24 protein-coding genes are annotated in these 23410 nt (G+C 61.9%); 9 read left to right on the top strand and 15 right to left on the bottom strand.

Annotated elements, in window-relative coordinates; all coding sequences use genetic code 11:
* Nucleotides 1-11: 11 nt before the first annotated feature.
* Nucleotides 12-986 (top strand): class 1b ribonucleoside-diphosphate reductase subunit beta, encoded by a 975-nt coding sequence (gene nrdF, locus F2982_RS26270; RefSeq protein WP_112718568.1) that lies wholly within the window; start codon nucleotides 12-14, stop codon nucleotides 984-986.
* Between the two features lie 6 nt (nucleotides 987-992).
* On the opposite strand, the gene F2982_RS26275 is transcribed toward nrdF, so the two are convergent.
* The 6 genes from F2982_RS26275 to F2982_RS26300 form a co-directional block, all read right to left on the bottom strand.
* Nucleotides 993-1880, bottom strand: coding sequence for an HlyD family secretion protein (locus tag F2982_RS26275; RefSeq protein WP_203430444.1), 888 nt, complete (start codon nucleotides 1878-1880; stop codon nucleotides 993-995).
* Complete coding sequence (locus tag F2982_RS26280; RefSeq protein ID WP_112388635.1) at nucleotides 1877-2086, bottom strand: DUF1656 domain-containing protein; 210 nt, start codon at nucleotides 2084-2086, stop codon at nucleotides 1877-1879. Before F2982_RS26280 ends, F2982_RS26275 begins: the two co-directional genes overlap by 4 nt.
* A 6-nt stretch (nucleotides 2087-2092) precedes the next feature.
* Nucleotides 2093-4105 carry an FUSC family protein gene (locus tag F2982_RS26285; protein ID WP_203431188.1) on the bottom strand — a complete coding sequence of 671 codons (2013 nt, stop codon included), beginning with the start codon at nucleotides 4103-4105 and terminating at the stop codon, nucleotides 2093-2095.
* Nucleotides 4106-4155: 50 nt separating this feature from the next.
* Nucleotides 4156-4632, bottom strand: coding sequence for a MarR family transcriptional regulator (locus tag F2982_RS26290; protein WP_112718646.1), 477 nt, complete (start codon nucleotides 4630-4632; stop codon nucleotides 4156-4158).
* Nucleotides 4633-4728: 96 nt separating this feature from the next.
* Complete coding sequence (locus tag F2982_RS26295; RefSeq protein WP_203430445.1) at nucleotides 4729-5496, bottom strand: SDR family oxidoreductase; 768 nt, start codon at nucleotides 5494-5496, stop codon at nucleotides 4729-4731.
* Between the two features lie 31 nt (nucleotides 5497-5527).
* Nucleotides 5528-6433 carry a helix-turn-helix domain-containing protein gene (locus F2982_RS26300; protein WP_203430446.1) on the bottom strand — a complete coding sequence of 302 codons (906 nt, stop codon included), beginning with the start codon at nucleotides 6431-6433 and terminating at the stop codon, nucleotides 5528-5530.
* 86 nt (nucleotides 6434-6519) lie between these two features.
* On the opposite strand from F2982_RS26300, the gene F2982_RS26305 reads away from it, so the two are divergent.
* From F2982_RS26305 to F2982_RS26325, 5 genes are all read left to right on the top strand, one after another.
* Complete coding sequence (locus F2982_RS26305) at nucleotides 6520-7794, top strand: ABC transporter substrate-binding protein (protein WP_203430447.1); 1275 nt, start codon at nucleotides 6520-6522, stop codon at nucleotides 7792-7794.
* 76 nt (nucleotides 7795-7870) lie between these two features.
* Entirely contained in the window at nucleotides 7871-8731 is an 861-nt protein-coding gene (locus tag F2982_RS26310; protein ID WP_203430448.1) for a sugar ABC transporter permease, read from the top strand.
* Entirely contained in the window at nucleotides 8728-9564 is an 837-nt protein-coding gene (locus tag F2982_RS26315; protein WP_203430449.1) for a carbohydrate ABC transporter permease, read from the top strand. The genes F2982_RS26310 and F2982_RS26315 overlap by 4 nt, the downstream gene beginning before the upstream one ends.
* Before the next feature lie 12 nt (nucleotides 9565-9576).
* Nucleotides 9577-10659, top strand: a complete 1083-nt coding sequence (gene ugpC / locus F2982_RS26320) for a sn-glycerol-3-phosphate ABC transporter ATP-binding protein UgpC (protein ID WP_203430450.1) — start codon at nucleotides 9577-9579, stop codon at nucleotides 10657-10659.
* 43 nt (nucleotides 10660-10702) lie between these two features.
* Nucleotides 10703-12706 carry an aldo/keto reductase gene (locus F2982_RS26325; RefSeq protein WP_203430451.1) on the top strand — a complete coding sequence of 668 codons (2004 nt, stop codon included), beginning with the start codon at nucleotides 10703-10705 and terminating at the stop codon, nucleotides 12704-12706.
* A gap of 39 nt (nucleotides 12707-12745) precedes the next feature.
* Here the strand turns inward: F2982_RS26325 and F2982_RS26330 are convergent, their stop codons facing one another.
* From F2982_RS26330 to F2982_RS26365, 8 genes are all read right to left on the bottom strand, one after another.
* Nucleotides 12746-13525 carry an anti-sigma factor gene (locus F2982_RS26330; protein ID WP_203430452.1) on the bottom strand — a complete coding sequence of 260 codons (780 nt, stop codon included), beginning with the start codon at nucleotides 13523-13525 and terminating at the stop codon, nucleotides 12746-12748.
* Nucleotides 13522-14049 carry an RNA polymerase sigma factor gene (locus tag F2982_RS26335; RefSeq protein WP_130280871.1) on the bottom strand — a complete coding sequence of 176 codons (528 nt, stop codon included), beginning with the start codon at nucleotides 14047-14049 and terminating at the stop codon, nucleotides 13522-13524. Before F2982_RS26335 ends, F2982_RS26330 begins: the two co-directional genes overlap by 4 nt.
* Before the next feature lie 53 nt (nucleotides 14050-14102).
* Complete coding sequence (locus F2982_RS26340) at nucleotides 14103-15557, bottom strand: YncE family protein (RefSeq protein WP_203430453.1); 1455 nt, start codon at nucleotides 15555-15557, stop codon at nucleotides 14103-14105.
* A gap of 15 nt (nucleotides 15558-15572) precedes the next feature.
* On the bottom strand, nucleotides 15573-16043 hold the full coding sequence (locus F2982_RS26345) for a DUF305 domain-containing protein (RefSeq protein ID WP_203430454.1): 471 nt from the start codon (nucleotides 16041-16043) through the stop codon (nucleotides 15573-15575).
* Nucleotides 16044-16114: 71 nt separating this feature from the next.
* Nucleotides 16115-16987 carry a CopD family protein gene (locus F2982_RS26350; protein WP_203430455.1) on the bottom strand — a complete coding sequence of 291 codons (873 nt, stop codon included), beginning with the start codon at nucleotides 16985-16987 and terminating at the stop codon, nucleotides 16115-16117.
* Nucleotides 16984-17349, bottom strand: coding sequence for a copper homeostasis periplasmic binding protein CopC (gene copC, locus F2982_RS26355; RefSeq protein WP_281438220.1), 366 nt, complete (start codon nucleotides 17347-17349; stop codon nucleotides 16984-16986). The genes F2982_RS26350 and copC overlap by 4 nt, the downstream gene beginning before the upstream one ends.
* Nucleotides 17350-17443: 94 nt before the next feature.
* A complete protein-coding gene (locus tag F2982_RS26360; protein WP_203430456.1) occupies nucleotides 17444-18055 on the bottom strand; it encodes an exopolysaccharide biosynthesis protein in 612 nt (203 codons plus the stop codon).
* A 3-nt stretch (nucleotides 18056-18058) separates the two neighbouring features.
* Entirely contained in the window at nucleotides 18059-18367 is a 309-nt protein-coding gene (locus F2982_RS26365) for a hypothetical protein (RefSeq protein ID WP_203430457.1), read from the bottom strand.
* A gap of 370 nt (nucleotides 18368-18737) precedes the next feature.
* Between F2982_RS26365 and F2982_RS26370 the strand changes: the two genes are divergently transcribed.
* The 3 genes from F2982_RS26370 (at nucleotide 18738) to F2982_RS26380 (ending at nucleotide 22952) form a co-directional block, all read left to right on the top strand.
* Complete coding sequence (locus tag F2982_RS26370; protein ID WP_203430458.1) at nucleotides 18738-20864, top strand: TonB-dependent siderophore receptor; 2127 nt, start codon at nucleotides 18738-18740, stop codon at nucleotides 20862-20864.
* Nucleotides 20864-22087 (top strand): MFS transporter, encoded by a 1224-nt coding sequence (locus tag F2982_RS26375; RefSeq protein WP_203430459.1) that lies wholly within the window; start codon nucleotides 20864-20866, stop codon nucleotides 22085-22087. Before F2982_RS26370 ends, F2982_RS26375 begins: the two co-directional genes overlap by 1 nt.
* Nucleotides 22088-22163: 76 nt before the next feature.
* Entirely contained in the window at nucleotides 22164-22952 is a 789-nt protein-coding gene (locus F2982_RS26380; protein ID WP_203430460.1) for a PIG-L family deacetylase, read from the top strand.
* On the opposite strand, the gene F2982_RS26385 is transcribed toward F2982_RS26380, so the two are convergent.
* Nucleotides 22942-23349 carry a response regulator gene (locus F2982_RS26385; protein WP_112718538.1) on the bottom strand — a complete coding sequence of 136 codons (408 nt, stop codon included), beginning with the start codon at nucleotides 23347-23349 and terminating at the stop codon, nucleotides 22942-22944. The genes F2982_RS26380 and F2982_RS26385 overlap by 11 nt on opposite strands.
* Nucleotides 23350-23410: the final 61 nt, after the last annotated feature.

The raw sequence follows: 23410 nt of genomic DNA on the forward strand, positions 1-23410 counted from the left end.
AAGGGCACACTATGAACATCGCCGTAAAACCAATCAGCCGCATCCGCGCCATCAACTGGAACCGCATCGAGGACGACAAGGATCTCGAGGTCTGGAACCGCCTCACCGGCAACTTCTGGCTTCCGGAAAAAGTGCCGCTATCGAACGACATCCCCTCCTGGGCGACGCTGAAGCCCGAGGAGCAGCAGCTGACCATCCGCGTCTTCACCGGGCTGACGCTGCTCGACACGATCCAGAACGGCGTCGGCTCGGTGAAGCTGATGGCCGATGCCGCGACCCAGCATGAGGAGGCGGTGCTCTCCAACATCTCCTTCATGGAAGCGGTCCATGCGCGCTCCTATTCGTCGATCTTCTCGACGCTCTGCCTGACGCCGGATGTCGACGATGCCTATCGCTGGTCGGAGGAGAACGAATTCCTGCAGCGGAAGTCGGCGCTGATCATGGAGCAATATGCTTCGGGCGATCCGTTGAAGAAAAAGGTCGCGAGCGTATTCCTCGAAAGCTTCCTGTTCTATTCCGGCTTCTATCTGCCGATGTACTGGTCGAGCCGCGCCAAGCTGACGAACACCGCCGACATGATCCGGTTGATCATTCGCGACGAAGCGGTGCATGGCTACTATATCGGCTACAAATTCCAGCGCGCCGTCGAACGCCTGCCGGAGGCAAGCCGCCAGGAAATCAAGGACTTTGCCTTCGATCTGCTGCTGGAGCTCTACGACAACGAGGCGAAATACACCGAGGCGCTCTATGACAGCGTCGGGCTGACCGAAGACGTCAAGAAGTTCCTGCATTACAACGCCAACAAGGCGCTGATGAACCTCGGCTATGAAGCGCTCTTTCCGCCGGAAGCCTGCAAGGTCAATCCGGCGATCCTATCGGCGCTCTCGCCGAATGCCGACGAGAACCACGACTTCTTCTCCGGCTCCGGCTCGTCCTACGTCATCGGTAAGGCGGTGGCTACGGAAGATGAGGACTGGGACTTCTGAGGAGCCTCAGTTCAGCGATGCAAGGTCGGCGCTATGGCTGCCGACCTCGACCGTTGCCGTCAGTCCGGCGATCAGCTTGATGTCATCCGGCACCTTGTCGAGATTGATGCGGACGGGAACGCGCTGCGCCAGGCGCACCCAGCTGAAGGTCGGGTTGATATTGGCAAGCAGGCCGGTACCTGACGTGCGCTCGCGATCCTCGATGCCGGTGGCGATGCTGTCGACATGGCCTTCCAGCGTCTGGCGATGGCCCATCAGATGGATGGTGACGTTGTCGCCGACATGGATGCGCGGCAGCTTGGTTTCCTCGAAATAGCCTTCGACGCGCAGCGAATCCGTATCGACGAGCGCGACCTTCGCCGTTCCCGCCGTCACGTAGTCGCCCGGGCGCAGGCTGAGGTTCGAGACCGTGCCGTTGACGGTGGCCTTGACGGCCGAGCGGTCGAGATTGAGCTGGGCCAGATCGCGGTTGGCGACGGCCTGGAGGTAAGTGGCTTCGGCCTGGTCGGCGGCGGTGCGCGCCTGTTCCTTCTGCTGCATGGAAGCAGCGTCGCCGAGGCGCTCCTGGCGCTCGGTCTCGCGCCGCGCCTGTTCGAGGGCCGCCTTGGCGCCTTCGAGGGCCGCTTCGGTCTGAGCGAGAGCAATCTTGAAACGTTCGCCATCGACGCGGAAGAGGATGTCGCCCTTCTTGACCGACTGGTTGTCCTTGACCGCGACGTCGCTGACGAGGCCGGACACATCGGGCGCGATGCCGACGACATCGGCGCGCAGGCGCGCGTCGCGCGTCCAGGGTTCATCCATGTAATGCACCCAGAGGCCATGGCCGGCATAGGCGGCAGCGGCAACGAAGGCGAGGGTGACGATCAGGCGGGAGATTGATTTCAGCGTGTTCATGCGAAGTACCAGCGTGTCAGAGAGGAGACCGCTCCAAGGAGCAGCACATAGAGGGAGAGATCGAAGAGGCCGCGGTGCCAGACGAGCGAATAGGCGCCGAGCCAGCTCAGTCCGCGGCGGACGATCATCACGAGAAGAAGAGAGAGCACCATGAGAACGAGGAGGCGCGGCACATAGACGCCATAAAGATCGAATTCGGCAGGCATGACAGTTTACTCGGCTGCAATCTGAAGAGGGGTGGGGATGGTTTCGGGCGCGGGCCAATGTTCGGGTGGCGGCGCCTCGGGGAAGAGTGCGCGGCGGAGGCCAACCAGCGCATCGATATTGTCCCGGGTTTCCGCCTGTTCATGGGCGATCGTTCCCAGGCTGTCGTCGATCGTCGCCCGTAACATATCGGGCGGATCGATCGCCTGACCGGCGTCGAGCCTCGAGCGGTAAAAATCGGAAACGCCTGTCAGCACGCGGCCGATGGAGACGGCGCTCGCGCCGCTCAGTTCCTTCCGCTTCGTCTGCAGCATCAAGACGTTGAAGCCGAGACGGACATCGGCAAAGCCGTCGACCTTCTTCAGCTCCCGGTCTTCGACCGCGGCAAGGCGCGGAACGAGTTGGCCGAGGCGGTCGAGAATACGTCCGGAAAGCCGCTCGTGATCGGTGCGCCGCTCACCGGCTGCCGTTTCCGCCAGATCCTTCCATCCAGCACGCACCAGCCGCCAGGCGGCAAGTTCAGCGCCGAACGGCCTTGCGATCAGCGTCCAGACGAGGGCAAAGCCGATGCCGGCAAGGGCTGCGATCGCCTCATTGGTGAAAGTCGTGAAGTCGGACGTATAGCGATCCTGCAGGGCAATGAAGGAGGCGCTGTTCACCGAGAGCAGCATTGCCAGCATGTTGAACTGCGGACGGGTGATCAGAAGACCGAGCAGCAGGAATGGCGGGGCGAAGGCCACGACTAGGAGCTCATAGGAATTGACCGCTGGCAGGATGGCAAAGATGTAGGTGAAGGAGATGACAAGGCTCACCGCCGACCAGATGAACATGGAGCGGATGAAAGGCGCCGGACGATCCATCGCGGCGAAGAACGAGCAGGCGACGGCCGCCATGGTCACGAAGCCCGCGCCATTCTGCCAGCCGGTGAAGATCCAGAAGAAGCAGGCCACGGCAATGCCCGCCACGACCGAACCGGCAGCAAAGGCAATCAGCGCAAAATCATAGTGCCGGACGCGACCAACCACCTGGCGATGACGAAAAACCGGATGCCACGGGCCCGCATGACGGCCGCTGGCGATCTCGTCACGGAGCGTCAGGCAATCGTGCCAGAGATCGACGATCTCGCCGAGGCGGGCAAGCGCGCTGCGATAGAGGAGCGCATTCCAGCCGGTCTGGCTGCTTTCGGATCGCTGAACATCATCGATGCGGCGGCGAAGGCTGGCGCCAGTTCCGTCCGGCTTTCCGGCGCCGCCCTGCTGCAGCCAGGATGCGGCGTCGTTGAGAAGCACGGATAATGCGGGCGGCAGTTCCGGTCCCGCGGATTTCAAAGCATGGAGGCGGTCGGCGAGGGAGGAAAACAGCGGCAGCAGCATCAGCAGCCGCCCACGCAACTCGCGCGAATGGCGCACGATATCGCGGCCGTTGGCATCATGCCCGAGCTGGCTGATGACGAGATCGAGGCCGGTGACGTCGGAGGCGAGCTTCTGCCGCTTCAGTGGGGTCGCCGGCGAGGCGCCTTCGCCGCGCAGGATCTCGTCGGCCCAGCTTCCGGCATCGTCGAGCCAGGTGGTGATGCGCTGGCCAAGCAGCGAGCTGACGCTGGCCGGAAAGACGACGGCACTGACGAGGCTGGCGCAGACGATGCCGATGATGATCTCTTCCGAACGGGCAAGCGCAGTGTCGAAGACCGTCTCCGGTGAGCCGACGGAGGGCAGGGCGATCATCGGCAGCGAATACCCGGCAAGCATGAAGACATAGCTTCTGGCGCTGCGATCAAGCATCGAGATGAAGAGCAGCGTGCCCGTCCACAGCGCGACGACGATCGACAGCAGTTCGGGGGCGTTGACGAAAAGGGGAACGAAGAACACGGCCGCCGACGCGCCGAGCAGCGTGCCGAGCGCGCGATAGAGCCCCTTGGAGCTTGTGGCGCCCGCCAGTGGATTTGCCACGACATAGACGGCCGCCATCGCCCAATAGGGTCGCGGCAGGTCGAGCGACAGCGCCACGAAAAGCGCCAGCATCGACGCAAGGAACGCCTTGCCCGAAAACAACCAGTCACGCCATCCAGGTGTCACGACGCTGCCTCGATTTCCTTTTCGATGGCGCCGGTCTGCGTCACGTCGATATTGTCGAAGGCCTGAAGCACACGCACGGCGGCTTCGAGGTCAGCCTTGCTGACGTCCTGCATGATGCGTCCGCGCAACTCGTCGAGTACGGCTTCCATTCGCGCCGCAAGCGCGCTGCCTTCTTCGGTCAGGTAGAGACCCTTGGCCCGGCGATCGGCCGGGTCATCCTTGCGCACGACCAGACCGAGCGTCTCGAGCTGGTCGAGGAGGCGCACCAGCGAGGGGCCCTCGATGCCGACATGGCTTGCGAGCACCACTTGCCGGACACCGCCGCCGAGGCGGCCGATCCAGAGCAGAGGGGCGGCGCAGGCCTCGGAAATTCCGTGGCTGCTGAGGGCGAGATCGACGGCACGGCGCCACTGGCGGCCGGTCGAAAGCAGGTTGGCGGTGAAGACGCGCTGAAGGCTGTTGTAGGAGGTCATGCGGCGTATATAGCATCAAAATAGATAGGATTCAAATTATTCGCTATCTATTTTATCCGATGCGGCGATTTGGCCAGTCGTGGTTGCCAGAACCTTTCAGATCGCCGTGAAGCCGTTATCGACGAAGAGGTGGACGCCGTTGACGAAATTCGAGTCGTCGCTGGCGAGGTAGAGTGCGGCACGCGCCACATCCTCGGGCTCGCCGATGCGGCCCTGCTGGGCGGCGATCGCCGCGTCGGAGACATCGACGCCGAGCTTCTGCAGTTCGGCGACCTCGCGCAGGCCATGCGGCGTGCGGATGAAGCCGGGGCAGACGGCATTGCAACGGATATTGCGGTCGCGGAACTCGACGGCGATGGCGCGGGCAAACATGTGCACGGCGCCCTTCGTCGTATCGTAGAGAACTTCCATCGGCGTTGCCGCAACGGCCGAGATAGACGAAGTGCAGACGATCGAGCCGCCACCTGATGCAATCATCTTCGGCAGCACGGCCTTGGTCATCAGGAACATCGAGCGGACGTTGACGCCATGCAGCCACTCCCACTCCTCGAGCGTCGTTTCGAGGAACGGCTTGATGACGATCGTGCCGGCGTGGTTGAAGAGTACCGTGACCGCGCCGAACTTCTCCTCGACGCCCTTCACCGCATCATTGACGGCCATCTCGTCGGAGACATCGGCGACCCAATATTCGGCGGTACCGCCCGCATCCCGGATAGCCTTCACGGTCTCGGCGGAGGCGGCCTCGTTGCGGTCGATGATCGCCACCTTTGCGCCCTCGGCTGCAAAGAGCTTCGATGCCGCCCCACCCATGCCCGTCGCGCCGCCGGAAATGATCGCAATCTTGCCTGCCAGTCTTCCGGCCATGGGGACGTCTCCGTGTTTGATATGAATGGGTTCAGTTTGCCGTCGAAATTCCCGAAGAGCGCAGGTCGCGGCGAAAATCGGAGGGCGACATGCCGGCGATGTGCCGGAAGGATTTGTTGAAGGCGCTGATCGAACCGAAGCCGCTGTCCATGGCGACCTGCAGCACGTTCGCCTCCTCGCTCATCAGCATCGCCTGGGCGCGCGAGAGCCGCAGCAGGTTCACATATTTGCTGAGCGTCATGCCGGTCGATTTCTTGAAGAGGTTCATCGCATATTTCGGATGCAGATCGGCTGCGCGGGCGATATCGATCGTGTCGATATCCTCCATGAAGTTGGCGGCGATGAAATCGCACATGCGCGCCACGTTGCGCGACGACTGGGCGTAGGGCGGGTCGTTCTCGGCAAGCTCGGCGCCAAGGCCGATCATCGAATAGGGTTCGAGCAGAATACGCTCGATGCGCAGGAGCAGCTCGTCGACGGCGTGCTGCGACTTTGCCGGATCGCCGGAGGTCGCGTAGCGGTGCCAGCGAGCGAAATTCTCGTTGTCGGCGGCATCGGTCGCCGAAGTCAGCATGGTCGCGCCGCGCATCAGCTGGCCGGAGATGGCGACCGGCAGGCGCATGCGGAAGAAATAGACGAGCGGCAGATGGGCGCCGGCATAAATCGAATCGTCGGATGATTCGTCCATCTGATGCGGCTGGCCGCCCCAGAACAGGCACATCTCACCGGCTTTCAGGGAAAATTGGTGGTCGCTCATGCGGTAATGCACGGTGCCGCGCATCACGTAGTTGACCTCGACCTGCGCGTGCCAGTGGGGCATGACCATGACGGGCGGATGGGCGTGGAACATCTGCAAAGCGGTGGGTAGGCCCTCGATGCTGCTCGCACCCGGTTGATAGATGGCTCTTCCCGCGACCTTACTTTCCGCCAAATCCATATTCCCTTTTTAGGAGACAGCCGGTGCCTGCAAGCTAGTGTAGGCACGTTCGCTAAGGGACGGCAATTGAAAAGGGAGGATTTTCAATGCGCTTCAATCTTATCGGTGCGACGGCTGCTGTCGCGCTTCTTGCTTCCGGCTCCGCATATGCAGAGCAGGGCACGCTCACCATCTGGAGCTGGAACGTCGCCGCATCGGCGCTGAAATCCACAGTGGAAGGCTTCAACAAGAAATACCCCGACGTCAAAGTCGACGTTCAGGATCTCGGCAACCAGCAGGTCTTCGACAAGATGCTGGCCGCCTGCGCCGCCGGAGGAGACGGCCTGCCTGACATCGTCACCGTCGAAAACTTCGAGGCGGAAATCTTCTGGAACCGCTTCCCGGATTGCTTCACCAACCTGAAGGACCTCGGCTACAACGCCGATATCCAGGCGAAATTCCCCGACTTCAAGCGCACCGAGCTGGAAGTGGGCGATGTCGCCTACGCCATGCCATGGGATTCCGGCCCGGTCGCCGTCTTCTACCGCCGCGATTTTTATGAGAAGGCAGGCGTCGATCCGGCGAGCATCAAGACCTGGGACGATTTCATCGCTGCCGGCAAGAAGATCTCCGAAGCCAATCCCGGCGTCGTCATGGCCCAGGCCGATTTCAACGGCGACAGCGAATGGTTCCGCATGATCTCCAACGAGCAGGGCTGCGGCTACTTCTCCGAGGATGGCCAGTCGATCACCATCAACAAGCCCGCCTGCGTCGCGACCCTCGATAAGGTCAAGCAGATGAAGGATGCCGGCACGCTGACGGCCGCCATCTGGGACGAGAAGATCCAGGCAAACACCGCAGGCAAGGTCGCCAGCCAGATGTATGGCGGCTGGTATGAAGGCACGATCCGCTCCGGCTCGCCCGATCTTTCCGGCAAGTGGGGCGTCTACATGATGCCGAGCCTGACGGCTGATGGCCCGCATGCCGCCAACCTCGGCGGTTCGTCGCTGGCGATCGCTGCCAATTCCGAAAACAAGGAAGCGGCCTGGAACTACATCAACTACGCGCTGGCCACCAATGAAGGCCAGGTGACGATGCTGAAGTCCTTCGGCCTTGTTCCATCGCTGCTCTCTGCCGTCCAGGACCCGTTCGTCAACGAGCCGCAGCCCTATTGGGGCGGCCAGAAGGTCTGGGCCGACATTCTCTCGACCCTGCCGAAGATCGTGCCGAGCCGCGGCACGCAGTTCCAGACGGATGCGGATGCCATCTACAAGGCATCGCAGACCAAGTATTTCGCCGGTGGCTATCCGGATGCCAAGGCAGCGCTTGACGACGCTGCCAAGCAGATCGCCACCGCGACGGGTCTTCCGGTCGCAGAATGAGTAACGAAGCCGGGCGCCCCGCGCGCCCGGCGCTCCATCCCCCGGGATGGCTCGTTGCGTCTGTGAGGAGGAAAATATGCCGATCCGCAACCGGAGCGCCTACGCGTTCCTCGCGCCCTATCTTATTGTTTTCGCCACCTTCTGGGTGTGGCCGATCATCAGCTCGTTTCTGATCTCGTTTCAGAATACGCGCGTCAATCCGTGGAAGTTCAGCCTCTCGGCCAATTGGGGGCGCCTGTTCGGCGACCCGGCCTTCTACAACGCGCTCTACAACACGCTGATCATCCTGGTGATCCAGGTTCCGGTGATGATCGCGATCGCCACCGTTATGGCGGTGCTCCTGAATTCGCCGCTCCTGAAGCTGCGCCCGCTCTTTCGCTTTGCCTTCTTTGCGCCCGTCGTCGTCGGTGAAGTTGCCTATGCGGCCGTCTTCCGGCTGATGTTCAGCATCGATTTCGGCATCGTCAACAAGCTGATCACCTCGATCGGTCTGCCCGCCGTCTCCTGGTTCGACAATGCCAATGCCGCCATGGCGCTCGTCATCATCGCGGTGACCTGGCGCTGGGCAGGCTACAACGCCATCATCATCCTGGCCGGCCTGCAGTCTATTCCAGATGATGTCTATGAAGCCGCGACGCTCGATCGCGTCAGCAAGACGCAGCAGTTCTTTCACATCACCCTGCCGCTGCTGAAGCCGATCATTCTTTTCTGCGTGGTGCTCTCGGTTATCGGCACGATGCAGCTCTTCACCGAACCCTTCCTGATCACCAATCGCGGTGGCCCGGGTGGCGGCACCGAGACGCTCGGCCTGCTGCTTTACCGCCAGGGCTTCCTGTCGCTCAACTTCGGTTATGCGTCAGCCGTCGCTTACACAATGGCAGCGCTCGCCGTTGCAATCTCGCTGCTCAATCTGTGGGTCGGGAGGGAGCCGAAATGAAATCCAAGTCGCAATCGCTTCTCCTCAGAAAGATCGCGCTGCATGCGGTGCTGACGCCGCTGGCGATCATCTGGCTCTTTCCGCTCTGGATGATGTTCATCTTCTCTACCATGCCCGACTACGGCATCTTCAGCCCGGAGATCGTTCTGCTGCCGTCGACGAACTTCGTCGCTAACTTCCAGGATCTGGAAGCGCAGACCGGCTTTACCCGGGCAATGTTCACCTCGATCTCGGTCGCCGTGATCTACACCGTGCTTTCGGTGCTCCTGACATCGATGGCAGGCTGGGCGCTGGCGCGCTACCGCTTCGCGGGGCGTTCCGTCGTCGTCGCCATCATCCTCGGCACCATCACGCTGCCCTTTGCCGTCGTCGTCATTCCGCAGTTCATCATGGTGGCGCGCGAGTTCAAGCTCGCCAATACCTGGGTGGCGCTCATCGTTCCGCCGCTCTTCAATTCGCTCGGCGTGCTCTTCATGCGCCAGTCCTTCTCGATGATGCCGAACGAGCTTTTCGATGCGGCGCGCGTCGAGGGTGTCAAGGAATGGCAGATCTTCCTGAGGATCGCGCTGCCCTTGGCGCGGCCGACCATGGCGGCGCTCGCCATCATCCTCTTCCTGGTGTCGTGGAACAACTATCTTTGGCCGCTGCTCATCAATTCGCGTCCGGCGATGATGACGGCACCCGTGGCATTGGGAACGCTGATCGGCCTCACCAAGGTTTCCTGGGGCGGCATCATGGCGGGCGCCACGATGCTGACCGCGCCGATCCTCATCATCTTCGTGCTCCTGCAGCGCCACTTCATCGCCGGCATCGCCGCCGGCGCAATCAAATAATCGGGGAGCCGCATGGCAGAGCTTTCACTCACGAACGTCATCAAGCGCTACGGCGCTCTCGAAATCATCCATGGCGCCAATCTGGAGGTCAAGGACGGCGAGTTCGTCGTCTTCGTCGGACCGTCCGGCTGCGGCAAGTCCACTCTTTTGCGCATGATCGCCGGGCTTGAGGATATTTCCGGCGGCGAGATCAATATCGGCGGCAAGGTGGTCAATGATGTCGAGCCCGCCGACCGCGGCATCGCCATGGTCTTCCAGTCCTATGCGCTCTATCCGCATATGACCGTTGCGGAAAACCTTTCTTTCGGCCTGCGCATGAATGGCAATCCGAAAGAGGATACCGAAAAGCGCGTCCAGCACGCCGCCGGAATCCTGCAGATCAACGAGCTGATGCAGCGCCGCCCGAAGCAGCTGTCCGGCGGCCAGCGCCAGCGCGTCGCGATCGGCCGCGCCATCGTCCGCGAGCCGGAGGTCTTCCTGTTCGACGAGCCGCTGTCGAACCTCGATGCCGAATTGCGCGTTCAGATGCGCGTCGAAATCTCCCGCCTGCACAAGCAGCTCGGGACGACGATGATCTACGTGACGCACGACCAGACGGAAGCGATGACGCTTGCCGACAAGATCGTGGTGCTGCGCGCCGGCAATATCGAGCAGGTCGGCGCTCCACTCGACCTCTATGACGATCCGGCAAACCAGTTCGTCGCCGGCTTCGTCGGTTCGCCGAAGATGAATTTCATCAAGGCTGTTGTCACCGGCAAGGACACTGCGGGACTGACGATCGCGCTCGCTGCAGACAAGAATGTCCGGTTGACGCTGCCGCTTGCCGCGTCACTTACCGAGGGTACCGAAGTGACGCTCGGCGTCCGTCCGGAGCATTTCGGCGATGCCGGCAAGGGCGATGCCGACCTGACCGTCAGCGTCGATGTCGCCGAGCATCTCGGCAATACCAGCTACATCTACGCAACGTTCGGCGGCGAGCAGCTCATCATCGAGCGGCCGGAATCGCGCGCCACCGGCAATCGCGACAGCCTCACCGTCTCGCTCTTCGCCAAACGCAGCTTCCTGTTCGACAGCACCGGCCAACGCCTGCGCTGACCATTCGCAATCCCAAGACGCATGTTATGAAAGAGGAATAGATATGAGCTCAGAACAACCGATCCGCTGGGGCATTATCGGTCCCGGCACCATCGCCCGCACCTTTGCGGATGGCATCGCGCATTCGCGGACCGGCAAGCTTGCAGCGATCGCGACGCGCAATCCCGACAAGCCCGGCCTCGGCGACGGCTTCCCGGGCGCCCGCATCGTCAATGGCTATGACGCGCTGCTCACCGACGCCGAGATCGACGCGATCTATATCGCCACCCCGCATACCGGCCATGCCGAATGGGCGATCAAGGCGATCCGCGCAGGCAAGCATGTGCTCGTCGAAAAGCCGATTGCGCTTTCCGCTTACGATGCCGACGCCATCTATCACGAGGCCAGGAAGGCTGGCGTCTTTGCCGGCGAAGCCTTCATGTATCGCGTCCATCCGCAGACCGCGAAGATCGTCGAGCTGGTGAAGAGCGGCGTCATCGGCACCGTCAGGATCATCCGCTCCAGCTTCGGTTTCAACATGGGCAGCTTCAAGTCCGAGCACCGGCTGTTTTCCAATGACACCGCAGGCGGCGGCATTCTCGATGTCGGCGGCTATCCGGTGTCGATGGCGCGGCTGATCGCCGGGGCTGTCGAAGGCAAGCCTTTCCTGGAGCCGGAAAAGGTCTCGGGCGTTGCCCATCTCGGCCAGTCCGGTGTCGACGAATGGGCCTCGGCGGTGCTGAAATTCCCCAACTCGATCATCGCCGAAGTCTCGTGCTCGATCATGGCCAACCAGGACAACACGCTGCGTATCATCGGCTCCGATGGACGTATCGAGGTCAAGGATTTCTGGTTCGCATCCGGCCACAAGGGCGGCACCGGCAAGATCGAGATCATCAAGGGTAACGAGCAGGAGACGGTCGAGGTCAAGGAAGACCGTTGGCTCTATTCCTTCGAGGTCGATGCCGCAGGCGATGCGATCCGCGCTGGAAAGCATGAGTTCACCTCGCCGGGCATGAGCTGGGCCGATTCTGTCGGAAACCTGAGGGTTCTCGACCAGTGGCGCGCTTCCGTCGGCCTGGAATACGGGGTCGAGAAGGCAACGAAGCGGACGCTCAATCTCGCAGGCGCACCGGTCAAGCTCGGCAACAGCATCCCGAAGCGAGAAATTCCAGGCATCCTGAAGCCCGCTTCGGTCGTGACGCTGGGCTTCGAATTCTTCCCGAATTTCGCCGCCGCATCGCTGACGCTCGATGCCTTCTACGAGGCAGGCGGCAATGCCTTCGACACGGCCTATGTCTATGGCGGTGGCAAGACGGAGGCGATCTTCGGCGACTGGCACACGAGCCGCAAGGTTTCGCGCGACGAGATCGTGCTGATCGGCAAGGGCGCCCATTCGCCGCTTTGCTACCCTGACATGATCGCCAAGCAGCTCGACCAGTCGCTCGACCGTCTCAAGACCGATTACGTCGACATCTATTTCATGCACCGCGATAACACGGCCGTCCCGGTCGGCGAATTCGTCGATGCTATGGATTCAGAGGTCAAGCGCGGCCGCATCCGCGGCATTTTCGGCGGCTCGAACTGGACCCGGGCGCGCATGGAAGAGGCGATCACCTATGCCGACAAAAACCGCAAGACGGCGCCGGCAGCCCTTTCCAACAACTTCTCGCTGGCCGAGATGCTGGATCCGATCTGGGCCGGTTGCGTCGCGGCTTCCGACGACGAGTGGAAGGCGTGGCTGAACAAGAAGCAGATCCCGAACTTCGCCTGGTCGAGCCAGGGCCGCGGCTTCTTCACCGACCGCGCCGGCCGCGACAAGCACGACGACGAGGAAATCGTCCGTTGCTGGTATTCGGATCGCAACTTCGAACGCCGCGACCGGGCCATCGAACTCGCCAACAAGCTCGGCCGCAGCCCGATCCATATCGCGCTCGCCTATGTGATCGCCCAGCCCTTCCCGGTCATCCCGCTGATTGGCCCGCGAACGATCGCCGAACTGGAAGACAGCCTCTCGGCACTCGACATCAAGCTGACGCCCGATCAGGTGAAGTGGCTGGAAGGCTGATCGAAGGTTCGGGGGGCCTCGCAAGGGCGCCCCGAATGCTTACAGGGCGGTCGTCACCTGCGACCTGACATCGTCGGCGAAGGAGTGAAGCTCGTTGCTCGGCAGCGAGCCGACGAGGCTATAGCCGAGACCGTCATTCGCCCAGCTCCAGCCATTCACGGCCCCGCTGGAACTCTCGATCATCGGTCTGTTTTGGTCGACCAGCATTTTGCGTGACAGCATCACCAGCCGACTTCCATGGTCGTTGTCATACATCAGCATGACGCCGGGACCATGCAGCGTGGACACCACCCGTCCGCCCATCAGCCGGTATCCGGCTTTCGACAGATCCGGGATGACTGCAGAGGCGCCCAGCGTCGAGGATGCCAGCTGCTTCAGCGTATCGCTCTCGTTGGCGCGAACTTCGACCGGGCGGACCTTGTCGGAAGCGAAGGTTCCGTAGCTCGCCGACGCTTCTTGCGCCAGCATCGCGACACCCTCGGTCGCAGGTGCCGTCATGCCCTTCACCAACCAGCCGCCGGTAGCGCCGACGGCCAGAAGCGCCATCGCCGCGGCGGCCATAGGCGCAAATCCGGCACGCGCCCGAGGCCGTCGGGCGGCGGCGATATGAGTCAGATTGAGCCGGCTCGGGACAGGCTCCTGCATGACGGGATCCATGGCTGAGCGCAATGCTGCAACCTGGCTTGCATAAGAGGAAAGGCGAGCGGCGGCTTCCGGGTTGCCCTGCAGATAATCCGAGACTTCGCGATGGCGCTCGGCATCGAGAACATCGTCAACATAGCCCTGAAGATCGTCTTCGGTGATGGGTTTCCTGGTCATTTGATCCTCCGCAGGTGCGGTCCGGCAGATGGCATATTGATGGGCTTACGCTCAAGCAGCGTTCGCAGCTGTTCCCTGGCGCGCGAGAGACGCGACATGACGGTGCCGATCGGAATATCGAGCACCTTGGCCGCTTCCGAATAGGTCATGTCCTCGACGGATACCAGAAGCAGGATGCTGCGATAATCGGGTGGCAGGCGGTCGATCGCCGCCATCACTTCCTGTCCATAGACAATGCTCTCCTGGACGGCCTCTCCAACGTTGCCGGCTTCCGGCACGTCTTCAATAGCGACCGCAAAGCCGCGGCGCGCCTGTTGCCGTAGGCGATTGACCGCCAGATTGTGGAGAATGGCGAAAACCCAGGAACGCGGGTCGTCGTTGCGCCGCCGGTGCCAGTTGGCCACGACCTTTTCCAGACAGTCCTGAACTGCGTCATCCGCGCTCTCGGGATCGCCGAGCAGACCGCGCGCGTAGCGGCGCAGCGCCGGAATCATCGGCTCAACATGTGAAAGCATATCGTCCATGTCACCAGTCTCCGCGAGGATGGCCCGCACTGCAAGCGCGGGCCATCCCTTTGTTATTCCACCTGGACCTGAACGATCTTGCCCGGCTTGCCGTCGGCCGAAGCGGCGACCACTAGGTAGCGCTGCTCGTCCTTGTGCTTGGCCTCGACGATCTGCCGGATCGGACCGACAGCGTTGACGATCGCTGCGCCCGCCGGATTGGTCATGAAGGCCGAAAGACTCTGCAGTGGGCCGCTGCCATCCGGCTTTTCAGAGAGAGCCAGGATATAGGGCGTCTTCGCATCAAGTCCGGTGACCGAAGCCTGCAGCACCTGCGTCAGACCCTGGTCGAACAATGAGACTGAGGTCGGCGCCTTGTCCTTCGAGCCCTTGGGACCGAGCTTGAAATGAGCTGCCTCGCCCGCCGCGCCGAGCGGCATGAGGTTCTGCATGCCGTCTCCCTCAGGCACGGCATTCGGCACGTAATTCACCGCCTGGGCAGCCTGCCCGATCGGAATGGTGGCGATGACCTTGTTGGTCAGGGTATCGATCGCGGCCATGGCATCGGCATTCTCAAGGCCGACATAGACGCGGGTGCCGTCACCGGAGGGCCAGATGCCGTGTGGCAGATTGCCGACCGGGATGGTGGCCACTTGTTCGAATGTGTCGGTGCGGAATGCCTTGACCTGATTGAGGCCGCCGACCGTGACGTAGGCGAAGCTGCCGTTCTTGTTGGTGACGAGATTGACGTGGTTGGTGATCGGTCCCGTATCGATCGTCTTGATCACGTCGAAGGGTGGCTTTGCGTCGAAGACCTGCACCTTGCCAGTGTCCTTCAGGGTGAACCAGACCTGCTTGCCATCTGGCGACGCCGCAATATTCGGGCAGAAGGGGCTCGCCTGCTTCACATGGCCGACGATCTGATGATCGGCGACGGAAACGGCGACGGTGTCGGGGTTAAAGGACGAGCAAATATAGGCATATTTGCCATCCGGCGAGAAGATCTGCATGCCCGGGCCAGAGGGAACCTTGATCTGAGCCTTTTCTGCAAAGCTGTCAGCGTCGATGACCGAGATATAGTCCTCGCCGCGGACGGTAACCCAGACTTCCTTGCCGTCAGGCGTGTAGAATGCTTCATGTGGCGAGCGGCCGATATAGGTGGTGTGCTTGACGGTGTTCGTTGCGGTATCGATGAAGGTCACCGAATTCGAGCCAATCGAGACAACTGCGATGGTCTTCTTGTCAGGTGAGAAGCCCATGCCATGAACGAGGACCTGTCCCTTATACAGCGGGCTCAGATTGCCCGGCTGCGGATCGCCGAGCTTGATGACGCCAAGCAGCTTGTTGGTGGAGGGATCGGTCACCGAGACGGTGTTGGAAAACTGCTCGGCAGCATAGACGCGATCTTTGCTGCTGACCGGGATGTCTGCATCGGAGGCGGCAAAGGGTGCCTGGCCGGCAAAGGCGGAAAGTGGTGCGAGCGTGCTGCCCGCCAGCAAGGCTGCGGCGATTGATCTGCGAATGGTCATGGGGCAATGCCTTCTTTACATCTTCATGTTCGGATCCATGCCCTGCATGGTTCCGGCTGGGGTATTATCCGGTGTGGCCTGGGTCGGGGCCGCCTCGGATGGTGGGAGCGGATCGCTGATCGCCAGCTTCATGGCGGCGATTTCCTGCTGCTGATCCACGATGATTTCCTGGGCGATACGCTTGATCTGCTCGTTCTTCCCGTATTTCAGGACGGCGATCGCTATATCGATGGCTCCCTGATGATGCGGTGTCATCATGGCCACGAAGTCGCGATCGACATCGCCGCTCGGCTTGAGCTCCATGTCGGCCATCATCTTGTCCATCGCGCTGTTGTTCTCGGCGAGATAGGCGGCTTCCGGACTGTCGGATATTGCGGCCGCGGCTGGCTGGTGCTGCGCGTCATGGGCAAAGGCGGTACAGGCACCAGCGGCTGCGAGGATCACGGCGATCGCCGCCGCGGATGTCTTGTGGGAATAGGCTCTCATGGCTTCCTTCCTTGCTGTGATGAATCGGTAGACACTGGCCGAGGCGGTCTATTCCCAGCCGGGCGAAAAAATTACGTCGGGTCGTCGAGGCCAAGCGAGGCGACCAGGGCAATGGCCGTTAGGCCGAGGACGATCTCTAGGGATGAGCCGAGCAGAAGAAGCCGGTTGGCGAGCTGCGGATATTTGCGCTGCATCGGCACGGCGCCATAGCGGTTGGCGGTTGCGATGACGGTCATTGAAAGGACTACCGCCATCTTGAGGGCGAGCTTTTCTTGATACGCGGATCGCATATCTGCAGGCAGATGGCCGAGAATCTGCAGGCTGTTTGCAAGCCCGCTAGCGAGTACCAGTGCCACAGCACCATGCCCAATCCGCGAGAAGCGCCGCAGCGACTTTACCGCCTCGGCCCGGAGGTCAGGTTGCCGCGCCAGCTGCATCAGAACAAGGAATGGCACCAGCGCGCCAAGCCACGCGGTCCCGGCAAGGATATGAATCGCCTCGGCCGAGATTTTTAGGACGCCAGCTGGCCCCCAACTCTCAGCGGCATGGCCGAGCAGCGCCGCCTCGGCAAGAGCCAGGCCGGACAAGAGGATGGCAGCTCTCCGGTAGCCCGCAAGGAACACCGCGAACGCTACGGAGCAGGTTAGAGCGCGGATCAAAAGCGCAAGGCCGACATTGGTCGAAAAAGCGACGCTATTCAGCAGGTCAGGATCGAGCGCTACTGCCCAATCGGAAACGATCTCGGCGGTCTGGATGGGGATGGCGGCGAGACCGGCGAATGCGGCCAAACCACTGGCCGCAGGCAGCAGTGTTCTCATCTGGTGATACAGGTGCGCAGGGATAGCGCCGGTGCAGATGAGTGCAAAGCCGCCGCCGCCCCAAACGACGCTCAGACCGGCATCGCAGGCGAACCGCGCCAGCACCAGCGCGGCGTGCGGGCTCACGGTTCTACCGTGAAGCCGAAGGAGCCGGATGTCTTGTGCCCATCGACCGACAGGATCTGCCATTCGACCGTGTAGGCTCCGGGTGAAAGCGTGCTCGATGGCATGGCAGAGAGCGCCTTGCCATCCGCTTTTTCATTCGTGAGCGGCACCAAATCGCCGGAAGCCGCAGTCAATGTCAGGTGTGAAAACGCGGGCTCGATGTTTTCGGTGAGGGTGATTGATATGCTGTTCGGCGCCGCCGTCAGCTTTGCGCCATCCGCAGGCATTGCGGTTTCAAGATGGGCATGCGCTGAGGCCATTCCGGCAGTGAGCAGTGTTGCGAAGAGGGAGGTGGCGAGGATCGCGGGTATCTTGCGGGGCACGTCCTGTTCCTTTCGAACTGGTTACATGCCGGTAGACACCCGCGACTGAAACGTATTCCACAGTCTGGAAAAAAATGCCGGAGAGCGAAGCTGCCTATGCAGCCGCAATCAACGTAGCCGCACCGCGAAACAGGAAGACCGTCGCGACAGCGGCGACCGCAGTCAGCGCGAGCCCGCCCAAAATGACCAGGCCATCGCGCTCGATGAGGCCGACGGCCATGACGCAGATGGCGACGGCGGGTGCGATATTGCCGAAGGGTATCGGCAGGGCGATGACGATCGCGAGTGCGAAGACCGGGACGCCGAGCAGGCATGGGAGGAAGCGGCCGGCGAGGGCCTTCATGCGCTGTGGCCGGATCAGCTTCTCGACCTGCCGCACCATCGGTCCGGCGTGACGCTCCATGCTCTCGAAGACCTTGCCGGAGAGACGGCGGTTGCGGAGCATGGCGGGCAGCCAGGGGCTGCGGGCGCCGAAGACGAATTGCAGGGAGATGATCGCCAGCGCCGTGCCGAACACCGCGCCGAACGGGCCGGGGATCGGGATCAGCGGCGGGATGGCGAGCAACAGGATGACAAACCCGAAGCCCGACGGTCCCATTTCATCGATGACTTCGCCGATGCTGAGACCGTCCCGCTCGCGGGCGGCGGCGGCAAGGCTGGCGAGCGTGCGCGACGCCACGCCTTCTGATCGCTGCGCATCCGCCATGCGTCAGGCCTCGGCGTCGCCGCGTTCACCCTGGAAGATCTGCGTCAGGGCGGCGCAGCTCGGATCGCTGGTGTCGAAGAGTGTGGTCGGCGAGGTCCAGCCGGTGGCGATGCCGATTGCCGTGCCGGTTGCCCAGACCGGCTCTTCGCCGGCGCGCTGCAGCAGGCGCGGGCCGTGGGTCGCAACGCATTGCTGTGATTGCTGCAGGGCCTGAACCGGAAGATTGGCCGCATCGACGCGCTCGCGGATTTCAGCGTGCAGCGGATCGACGACGAACAGGGCAAAAAGCCAGGCGGCGATTTCGGAGATCAAGGTGGTGCTCCCTTGGCGTCGGCGCGAATGTCGGAAATGGTCCGACATCGCGAAAGTGCCGAAGCTTTCGCCAGAGGGGCCCGGACCAGCGGGTCACGCGCTCATTTGGGGATCGCGGCGCCGGTTTCAAGTGCTGGTAGCAGCCAAAATGATGCGTCGCTGAGAGGCTGGAGTGGGCTCGGCGCATTGCTTCAGCCTCGTCCAGGCGAACTGATATCCTTTTAAATTCAGATCAATAGCACACCACGGTTGCAGTTTTTGCCCTTGAGACCTTGCGCCTCGCCTTTGGCTTTTGCTAGCTACGCATAAAGTTGATTCTAAGACTCATGTTTTTGAATCCTTTTCCGGCGATGAGCGTGGGGGCGTAGAGATGTCATTGAAACTTAAAAAACTGCAGCTGCTTTCGGCTGCTGCATTGCTTGCGGTCGCGGCTGCCGATACCGCCTGGGGACAATCTGCAGAGCAAGAGAAACCGGCCTCCGGTGATGGCGCGACGAACCTCGCGCCGATCGTTGTCGAAGGGCGCGATCAGGGCGTTGCAAAGATCGTCGAGACAGATGGCTACGTGCCGAAATCCGGACGCACGGCGATGAAGACCGATACGCCGGTTGCCGAGACTGCCCAGTCCGTCTCGGTCATCAGCCGCAAGCAGCTCGACGACCGCCTTCCGCAGAATGTTGGCGAGGCCGTAAGCTATACGCCCGGTGTCCGCGCCGGCCAGTATGGCGCCGAGCCACGTTACGACGCCTTCAAGATCCGCGGCATAGACCTCACCTATACCGGCATCTTCCGCGATGGCCTGCGCCAGATCAGCAGCCCGAACGGGCTCTTCCGCATCGAGCCCTATGGCGTCGAGGTGCTGACGGTCCTGCGTGGGCCGGCCGCATCCATCTATGGCGCCAGCAGCTCGGGGGGCATCGTCGATATCATCTCGAAGCGCCCGACCGAGGAGCGGTTGCGGGAAATCGAGCTGCAATATGGTTCCTACGGCCGCGTTCAGGCCGCCTTCGATCTTTCCGGACCGGTGACCGATGACGGTGTCTTCCTCTACCGGCTGACGGGCGTCGCCCGCGATGCCCGCAACGAGATCGAGGCCATCAAGGACGACAGGCTGATGATCGCGCCGGCCTTCACCTGGCAGCCGGACGAAGGCACCAAGCTGACCATTCTCGGCGAATATATGGATTCCACCACCGGCGGCACCTGGGGCTATATCAACAACTACGACAGTTCAGGGTCGTCGATCGGGGCAACGCCTGTTTACGGCGGTGATGAGCGGTTCAACGATTTCACGCAAAAGCAGTGGCGCATCGGCTACGAATTCGAACACGAGCTGACAGAGGGCCTGACGCTGCATCACAAGCTGCGCTATTCCGAGCTCTCTGCCCGTCAGGAATGGGTTTTCGCCGACTATCCCGGGATCGGCTACGAGGACAATCACGGTCTCGCGGCAGACACCTATCTCGAAGGCGATTTCAGCACCGGCGCTGCCCAGCACAAGCTGATCGCCGGTGTCGACTACAGCTTCATGGCATATGATGCCCGCCAGGGCTCCGGGCCCGATCTCTTCACCGACACCTACACCTATGTGCCGGCGCTGACTTACTTCGAAAAGCAGAAGCAGAACTCGATCGGCATCTACCTGCAGGATCAGATCGAGATCGGCAACTGGCGGATCGCGGCCGGACTTCGCCACGACTGGCATCGGAGCGAATATACGCCCGGCGGCGTCGACTACGTGCGCAACGACAGCGAGACGACAGGGCGCGCATCGATCGGCTATGTGACGCCCTGGAACGTCATGCCTTACATCAGCTACGGCACCTCCTATGTGGCAAATCCGGGTGTTGTGCTCACCAGCGGCGGTGTCGGCCACCAGGCAAACCCGACGCTCGGCGAGCAATATGAAATCGGGCTGAAGTACCAGATACCGGATCAGAACGTGCTGATCTCGGCAGCCTATTTCAACATCGATCAGAAGAACGCCTCGGTCTACGAGACCTCGTCGGGCGTCAATCTCCTGCGCCAGCTTGACCTGCGCTCGCGCGGCTTCGAGCTCGAAGTTACGGCGTCGCTGGATAACGGCCTCAGCTTCACCGGCGGCTACTCCTATAATGACGTCGAGATCACCAAGCTGACGCCAGAGACGGTCGGCAATCAGCTCAATTCATCGCCCTATCACATGGTCTCGCTCTGGGCGGATTACGAGGTTCAGAGCGGTCCGCTCGAGGGGCTGGGTGTTGGCGCCGGCGTTCGCTATGTCGGCTCGAGCTTCGGCGACAACAAGCATACGCCGGTCTTGAACAACGGTGCCCGCACCTTCGTCGATGCAGCGCTTCGCTATGATCTCGGCAAGCTCAACCCGTCGATGGAAGGCGTCAAGCTGCAGGTCAACGCGACCAACCTTCTCGACCAGGTGGATCAGGTCTGCACCACGGGCTTTTGCTACTACGACGAAGGCCGCAAGATCGTCGGCAGCGTGAGGTACCGGTTCTGATGTCCGCCAGCGAAGCCTCACCCGCAGAGTTCCCGTCGCCGGTCGCCATCTTCGTCGCCATCGGCGGCGTCTACGTGGCCCAAAGCGTTATCGGCGGGCTGACCATGCTCGGCCTTCCCGCCGTGCTGAGACAACAGGGATTGCCGCTCGACCAGATCGGCCTTCTCTATCTGACGGTACTTCCCTGGGCTGTGAAATTCCTGTGGTCGCCGCATATCGAGCGGTTCCGCCTGCCAGCCATTGGCCGCAACCGTTCGAACGTCATCGTCATGAGCGGCAATCTGCTTTGTGTTGCCGGTATCGTCGCGGTCGGCATCCTGCAGCCCGCAGTGCTGCTGCCGGTGATCCTGACGCTCGCCTTCGTCGCGCTGGTGGCTTCGACGGTCGATATCGCCTGTGATGGCTATGCTGTCGAAAACCTCGCCAAGCGGCATCACGGCTGGGGCAATGCGGCGCAGGTTGGCGGCTCCTACCTCGGCTCGGCGATCGGCGGCGGGCTGTTCCTCGTGCTGGTGGACAAGATCGGCTGGCAATATGCTTGCTTCATCATGGCGGGGGCGATCCTGGCGCTCAGCCTGCCGTTTTCGCTTGGCCCTGCGGCAAACGAAGGCGAGCGGCAGCGCAGCCATACGCCCTCACTTGCCGCAACCATCAGGCGCCCGGAAATCCGCCGCGGGATGATTGCAACCGGGCTCTTCGTTGCTGCCCAGAAATGGGGGCTCTCGATGCTCGGGCCGTTCCTGATCGACCAGGGCTTCGATCTCGCCACCATCGGCCTGCTCAATGGCGCGGGAAGCATGTTCGTCGGCCTAGCAGGTGCGCTTGCGGGCGGAGCGCTGGTGCGCATGTTCGGGACGCGGGCGGTACTTGCGGGATCGCTTGCCGTCCAGGCGCTCCTGCTTGCTGGTCTGCTCTATGCCGGTCTCGGCGGCGGGATGCCGCGATCCGCGACGCTCGCCATCGCCATTGCCAGCTCCTCCGGCATCATGTCGATTGGCTTTGTTGCCCTCTATGCCCAGTTCATGGATTGGTCGGATCCGCGCCAGGCCGGCGTCGATTTCACGGTCTTCCAGTGCATGGATGGGATCGTCAGCATTGTAGGAGGCCTCGGTGCCGGATGGCTTGCCGAGCGTCTCGGCTATGAGAGCCTGTTTGGTGGTGCTGCCGTGCTCTGCATTGCCGCCATCGTCCCGATCTTCCGGTTGCTGCGGAGAGTTGGCTAAAGCGGCGCTGGTATCTTTGGCAGGGTCGTATATCCATGTGAGCGGACGATGAAACCTGCATCCACGGACGCCCGCAATGCTCACCAAAGACGATCGCATCCTGATCCTCTCGCCGCATCTCGATGATGCGGTGCTCAGCTGCGGTGGCCTCATGGACAAGGCTGTGAGGGATGGCATCCCCGTCGTCGCAGCGACGATCTTCACCGCAGATACCGATATCGGTAGCGAGCCGTCGCCGCTGGTTCGTGAACTCCATGAGTGGTGGGGTCTGGGTGCCAATCCATACGAGGTGCGCCGCGGGGAGGATATCGCTTCGATCAGCTATCTCGGCGCGGATCATATCCATGGCGGCCTGTCGGATTCGATCTATCGCCGCGGCCCGGATGGTGCGTCCCTCTATGCGACGCGCCAGGCGGTCTTTTCGCCTCCCGTCGCCGATGATCCCGCATGGGACGAGGTGCGGGCGCTTCTCGGGCTATGGCTTGCGGAGACAAGGCCGACCATCGTTCTCTGTCCGATGGCGGTCGGGCTGCACCTCGATCATGTGGTGACGACGGAGACGTTCCGCGGCATTCACGACGCGTCGGATGCGGAGGTCTATCTCTATGAGGATATTCCCTATTCGGCCGGTTTCTTCCCGCCGAATTATCCGGACAACGTGCCTGCTGCATTGGAGCGGACGAAGTGGACGATCGACGGGCCTGCCGATATCGCCGTCGATTTCGAGCGAAAGTTTGCGGCGATCCTGAAATATGAATCCCAGATCGCCGAAATCTTCCCCGGCCTTGATGCGAGGGAAGAACTCCGGAAATATATGGGCGACGGCTCCGGCTACAGGGAGCGGTACTGGCGCGTCAGGCGCTGAGGACTGTCCGGGGCGGCGTCAGGCCGCCGTTGGAGCGCGCGTCCTGTTTTCGGGTTCGCGCTGCCAGCGCGTCCATCAGCGCTGCCTTCACCTTGTCGAGATGATGCGGCTTGGTCACGACGTTGACCGCGCCCTCGAAGTCGGCGACCAATTCCGGATTGCCGGTCATGAAGACGACTTCGATGCCGTATTGATCGATCAGCGTGCGGGCGATCTGCGGGCCGGTCGGCCCGTCGGCGAGCTGGACATCGACGAGAGCGATATCGGCCCGCCGTGCCAGTGCTATGGCTTCGATTTCCGTTCTTGCGAGCCCTGCGACTTCAAAGCCGTTGTCGAGCACCATGCTTTCGAGATCCCAAGCGATGATGCCCTCGTCCTCAACTATCAGTACTTTCATATCACTTCCAACTGCTGCCCCTGCGAGCGGAATTAGAGATGGGGGCTGGAAGGTCAATAGC

Origin of the sequence: Rhizobium sp. BG4 (genome assembly GCF_016864575.1) — a bacterium.
Taxonomy (GTDB): Bacteria; Pseudomonadota; Alphaproteobacteria; order Rhizobiales; family Rhizobiaceae; genus Rhizobium.